The 5,816-nt window shown below is 64.9% G+C and carries 4 protein-coding genes and 1 pseudogene; 4 read left to right on the top strand and 1 reads right to left on the bottom strand.

The window, feature by feature from the left end:
- The first annotated feature begins 95 nt into the window (after positions 1–95).
- Entirely contained in the window at positions 96–1,109 is a 1,014-nt protein-coding gene (locus tag AB0305_RS22355; protein ID WP_366174081.1) for an aconitase family protein, read from the top strand.
- A gap of 105 nt (positions 1,110–1,214) precedes the next feature.
- Here AB0305_RS22355 and AB0305_RS22360 read toward each other — a convergent pair whose 3' ends face one another.
- The gene (locus AB0305_RS22360) at positions 1,215–2,936 is read right to left on the bottom strand and encodes a hypothetical protein (RefSeq protein ID WP_366174083.1); all 1,722 of its coding nucleotides are present in this window, start codon (positions 2,934–2,936) and stop codon (positions 1,215–1,217) included.
- 328 nt (positions 2,937–3,264) lie between these two features.
- Here AB0305_RS22360 and AB0305_RS22365 point away from each other — a divergent pair, with 328 nt between their 5' ends.
- The 3 genes and pseudogenes from AB0305_RS22365 to AB0305_RS22375 all read left to right on the top strand — a co-directional run.
- Complete coding sequence (locus tag AB0305_RS22365) at positions 3,265–4,128, top strand: LysR family transcriptional regulator (RefSeq protein WP_366174085.1); 864 nt, start codon at positions 3,265–3,267, stop codon at positions 4,126–4,128.
- Between the two features lie 112 nt (positions 4,129–4,240).
- Complete coding sequence (locus AB0305_RS22370) at positions 4,241–5,347, top strand: putative 2-aminoethylphosphonate ABC transporter ATP-binding protein (RefSeq protein ID WP_366174087.1); 1,107 nt, start codon at positions 4,241–4,243, stop codon at positions 5,345–5,347.
- Positions 5,348–5,354: 7 nt separating this feature from the next.
- Positions 5,355–5,816: pseudogene (locus AB0305_RS22375) on the top strand (hypothetical protein); the annotation flags it as partial.

Raw genomic sequence — 5,816 nt, forward strand, 5'->3', positions numbered from 1 at the left:
GGCCCTCTACCAACTCGGCGACGTTGCCCCGACCATTGACGCAAACGCCTATGTGGCACCCGAAGCGACCGTCATCGGCCGCGTGGAGCTCAAGGATGCCGCTGGACATGCCGGAATCGGTGCTGGTCCGCTTCAAGGGCAAGATGCAGCCCGGCGTCACGCTGCGTGACCTCGTCAACGCGATTCCGCTGTACGCGATCAAGCAAGACATGCTGACGGTCGCCAAGCAAGGCAAGAAGAACATCTTCTCGGGCCGCATTCTCGAAATCGAAGGCCTGCCTGATCTGAAGGTCGAGCAAGCGTTCGAGCTGTCGGATGCGTCCGCCGAGCGTTCGGCTGCCGGTTGCACGGTGCACCTGAACAAGGAACCGATCATCGAATACCTGAACAGCAACATCACGCTGCTCAAGTGGATGATCGCGCAGGGCTACCAAGATGCACGCAGCCTGCAGCGCCGTATCAAGGCGATGGAAGCGTGGCTCGCTGATCCGCAATTGCTGCAGCCGGATGCCGACGCCGAATACGCGGCCGTCATCGAGATCGACCTCGCCGACATCCACGAGCCGATCGTGGCCTGCCCGAACGACCCGGACGACGTGAAGACGCTGTCCGACGTGGCCGGCGCCAAGATCGACGAAGTGTTCATCGGCTCGTGCATGACCAACATCGGCCACTTCCGTGCGGCGTCGAAGCTGCTCGAAGGCAAGCGCGACATCCCGGTCAAGCTGTGGGTCGCGCCGCCGACCAAGATGGACCAGAAGCAGCTGACCGAGGAAGGCCACTACGGCGTGTTTGGTACGGCCGGTGCGCGTACCGAAATGCCGGGCTGCTCGCTGTGCATGGGTAACCAGGCCCAGGTGCGCGAAGGCGCAACGGTCATGTCGACGTCGACCCGCAACTTCCCGAACCGTCTGGGCAAGAACACGAATGTGTATCTGGGTTCGGCGGAGCTGGCGGCAATCTGCTCGCGTCTGGGCAAGATCCCGACTAAGGAAGAGTACATGGCCGACATGGGCGTGCTCACCGCCAATGGCGACAAGATCTACCAGTACATGAACTTCGACCAGATCGAAGACTTCAAGGAAGTGGCCGATACCGTGCAGATGTAAACGGGCTGTCGGGCTATGGCGAGTTGGCCTCGCCGTAGTGACAAAGCAAAGCGCCGCAGGTGAAATACCTGCGGCGCTTTTTTTTTGATGCTTCGTGAGCGGGGCTCAGTTAGCGATGATCGACACGGTGGAATTGGCTGGCACCGTAATCGTTTCGGCATACGTGCCGACCTTGAAGCCGCGCGCGACCGGGAACTGGCCGAAGCCTTGCAGCGTGGCCGGCACGGAACTCGGCATCGTACGCTGGCCGCTGTAGTTCTGGCCGTTGATGGCGAGAATCGAGAAGCCGCTGTCCGAGCGCGCCGGATACGCAAAACCCGCCGGGCTGCCTGGCACCGGCAACAGCGCTGCAGCCGTGCCCCAGCGGCCCACGGCATCGCCGAGGCCCGTGCCGCCGGCGGCCTGGATGGCGTTGCTCAGCAACGTGGCCGAGTCGGTGGACGAGAAATTCTGCAGCAGGTTCGTGTAATACGTAATGCCGTACTGGCGCAGCAGGAAGCCGCCCAGACTGCCCGAGATCGGATACCCCGGGCACGACGAGCTGAGCGATGGGTCGAACGCCGTCAGCGAGCAGTCATAGGCGCTTTGGAGCCAGGCCGGGAAGCGGCTGTCGCGCACGTTGTTGAAGCTCGGGTCGATCTGGCTGGAGAGCACGTCTTCCATCGTCATGGCCGTCATTTCTTCCAGCCACGTGCCATACATGTATTGCGAGCCGTGCAGCACGCCGCGCTGGTAGAAGTTGGCCATGTGCGTGAATTCGTGGCCGAGCGTGGAGACCACAGTGTTCAGGCCCGACGTACCGCCCAGGTAGATGGTTTCCGAATCCACGTACAACGACAGCGACTGGTTCGACAGCGGCTGCGCGCTGGTCGTGAAGTTGTTGCGCGCCCAGAAATAGCCCACGCGGCCATAGGCCTGACCGTCGGGTTGGATGTTGAGCACGACGATATCGAGCGCCTGGTTCGGATCGATCAGGCTGGCGGAGCTGGAGTAGCTGCCCCATGGTTGGCCCACCAGCGAGGTTGCCAGCGAGTACACCGATTGGCCGCCCGACGCGAATTTGCTCACCAGCGTGTTGATGATGCCGTCGGAAATCTTGCTGCTGCCGTATTCCGTGTTTTGCACCCACAGGTTGACGATGCGGCCATCCGTGGCGGTGGCCTGCTGGCGCAGCGTTGCCGAGATGACGACGGCGGTGCCGTCCGGCTGCTGGTGGTTCCATGTGCGCTGTGCGCCGACACTGGGCACCGATTGCGGACGCAGGACCGTGTCGTTGGACGTACCCTGCGTTTTTAGCGCGCGGGTGCCTGGCGCGGCGCCCGTGGCATAACCGTCCAGTGCGTGCGCATTGAAATCGGACAGCTGGCGATCAAACGCGGCATCGCCGTCGTCGCCCGCGACATCCGCGCCCGGCTTGGCCACTGATGCGCTGGTGTTGTTCGACAGGAGGGAGAGGGACACCGACGGCATCGGCTGTGCGGTCGCCCCCTGGTTGGTGTAGACCAGCGTGATGTTCTGGCCGGTGAGCCCGGCGATCGACACATTCACCGTGCCGGCTGTGCCACCCGTATTCGTTGCCTGCCACACGCCCACGCCGGAGCCGGCGTAGGTATTGCCCAGTGCACCGCAACCACTGCCGCTGCATGCCGGCGCCAGGGTGATGTTGGACGCCGTGCTTTGCGTAGCGGCGGGCGTCGCCCCCGAACTGCTGCTGCCACCGCCACCACCACAGGCTGCCAGCGTGCCTGCTGCTGCCACCATCATTGCGACGGTCCACTGCTTCTTACACGAGCGCTTGCCGCGCACGTTGCTGCTGATGCGTTCCATCCACTTCTCTCCAAATCCGCAAAACCGAAACCCGCGCGCGGTCGGCTCGTGACTGTGGCGCGCGAACGGATTCTCGCGGTGGGGTGATGGATTCGATCCGTGGAAATAAAGGGCTGGCGGGGCCCAATTCCCCCCGATGTGGGGGTGCGCAGCATTTGCGTTGGCGAAAAGGTTGAAAAAGTCGTAGCGGCAGGATGTAGATGCGGAAAACGGACGAGAGCCGGCCCGCGCACATGGAAGGTGAGGGCGGAGCGCTCCGCTAGAATGGGCCGCGTTTGCGCACATTGCGCTCATGGCACCGTTCCGGTGCTCCATTCGCCACCCGCCAATGCTCGTCGCGCAGCTCAAATCCTTCTTTATGGTCGCCCGCCTGGGCAGTATCACGTTGGCCGCCAAGCAGCTCGGTTTGTCTCAGCCCACCGTGACTTCGCAGATCCGCGCCCTGGAAGAGGCTTACGGCGTGGAGCTGTTCTACCGTGGCGGGCGCCGGCTGGCGCTGTCGGATGCAGGCGTGCGGCTGATGCCGCTGGTCGACCAGCTCGTGCGTCAGGAAACCGAGATCGACTTCTTCCTGCGCAATTCCGGCGACATGGGCGCGGGCCACCTGCGCATTGGCGCCACCGCGCCGTATTACGTGCTCGACATCGTTGACCGCTTCTGCAAAAGCCACCCCGGTATCGACGTGAGCATCGAGGCGGGCAACTCCGTGCAGATGCTCAACGCGCTCCAGGAATACCGGGTGGACGTGGCCTCGTCGTCACAGCGGGTGGACGACGCGCGGTTTCTGCGGATTGAGTTGGCGCGTGATCCGCTGGTGCTGGTGGTGCATCGCAGCCACCCGCTGGCCGCGCAATCGACGGTGCCGGTGTCAGCGCTGTCGCAATGCCGGCTGCTGGTGCGCGAGGTGGGCTCCACCACCCGCGCCATGACGGAAACGATGATGGCGCAGGCGGGTGTGACAGCGGCGTCCACCGTGGAAATCGGCAGCCGTGAATCCATCCGCGAGGCCATCATGCGCAACCTGGGCGTGAGCGTGATTGCCCGCCAGGAAGTGCCCAGCCACCCGGACTTGCGCGTGCTGCCGTTTGAGGGCGGCGCACCGGAACTGAGCGAATACCTCTATTGCCTGCAGGACCGCCGCGAGGCGCGGCTCATTGCCGCCTTCCTGGGGGAAGTGCGCCCGGTGGCGTAGTTCGCGCAACCCAAATCCGGAAATGCGCACATTGGCGTTTTTGCGGTAACTGCCACATGCGGTACATGTCGGCTGGCTACAGTGGCGAGCGTTTTCGCTACCGCCTCCGCCGATGCCCCAGCCTGCAATTGACCCGACGCCGGGTTTCGCCACGCCGTTTTTGTCTGTGCGGCAAGTTACGCGCCGCTTTGGCACCGGGGCTGCCACATTCACCGCGCTCGACGGTGTCTCGCTGGACGTGGCGCAGGGTGAATTCGTCTGCCTGCTTGGGCCCTCGGGCTGCGGCAAGACGACCCTGCTGCGCATCATCGCCGGGCTGGAAGCGCAGAACGGCGGCCAGATCGTCGCTGGCGGCCGCGATATCTCCAACCTCGCGCCGCGCGAGCGCGACTACGGCATCGTCTTCCAGTCTTACGCGCTGTTTCCCAACCTGACGGTTGCGCAGAATGTTGCCTACGGGCTCGACACGCGCAACGGCAACCGGGCCCGGATGCACGAACGGGTGTCGGAGATGCTCGCGCTGGTGGGCCTGGCCGGCAGCGAGGCGAAATACCCGTCGCAGTTGTCCGGCGGCCAGCAGCAGCGTGTGGCGCTGGCCCGCGCGCTGGCGCCCGCGCCGTCGCTGCTGCTGTTAGATGAACCGATGTCGGCGCTGGACGCCCAGGTGCGTGAACACCTGCGCGTGGAGCTGCGCCGCCTGCAGCGCAAGCTGAACGTCACCACGCTGATGGTCACGCACGACCAGGACGAGGCCATGGCGATGGCCGATCGCATTGCGGTCATGTCCAACGGCCGCATCGAACAGACGGGCTCGCCGCCGGAGATCTATTCGCGCCCGGCCACGGCTTTCGTCGCCGGATTTGTCGGGCAAGCCAACTGGCTGCCGCTGGAGCGCGCGGAAGATGGCACGCCCACGCTGGCCGGCCAACCGCTGTTGCTCGACCCCGCCTTTGTGGATGGCACCGCAGCCCAGGGCCGGTTGTTCTGCCGCCCGGAAGCCGTGACGCTGCATCCGGACGATGACGCTCCCAACCGCCATCTCGCCCGCGTGGTCGACCAGATTTACCTGGGCAGCCGCACGCGCGTGACGCTGTCGATCGACGGTCTGGCCAATGCGCCGCTGGTGGCCGAAGTGGCATCCAATGCGTTGCGCCCCCAGCTTGCCGACAGCAAGCTGTGGATCGCGCTGGAGCGCGATGGCCTACGCGTGTATGCCTGAGGTGGCCATGTCGATGCTCCCGCCCGAGACCAATGTGGTCACGGCCACACCGCCCCCTCAAGTCACGCGCACGCCGTTCTGGCGCACCGATGCGCCGCTGCTGACCGGCATGAAGCTCGGTTGGCTGCTGTTGTTGACCCTCGGCTTGTTGCTGCCCACGGCGATGATGCTGCTGCAGGCCACGGGCCTGGTCGCCGGCGCGCGCAGCACAGACGAGCACGGCCTGGCGCTGGTTGCCCACGTGGTGGGGGCGCCGAATTTCCTCGACATGGTTGAGCGCACGCTGGCGGTGTCGGGCGCGGTCGCGGCCATCGTCGTACCGCTGGCGTTTGCGCTGGCCTACGCGGTACAGCGCACGCGCATGCCGTTGCGGGGCACGATGCGCACGCTGGCGATGTTGCCGCTGTTTGCGCCGTCGCTGCTGCCGGGTATTGCGCTGGTCTACCTATTCGGCAATCAGGGCCTGTTC

It is taken from the genome of Arthrobacter sp. NPDC080086 (genome assembly GCF_040702285.1).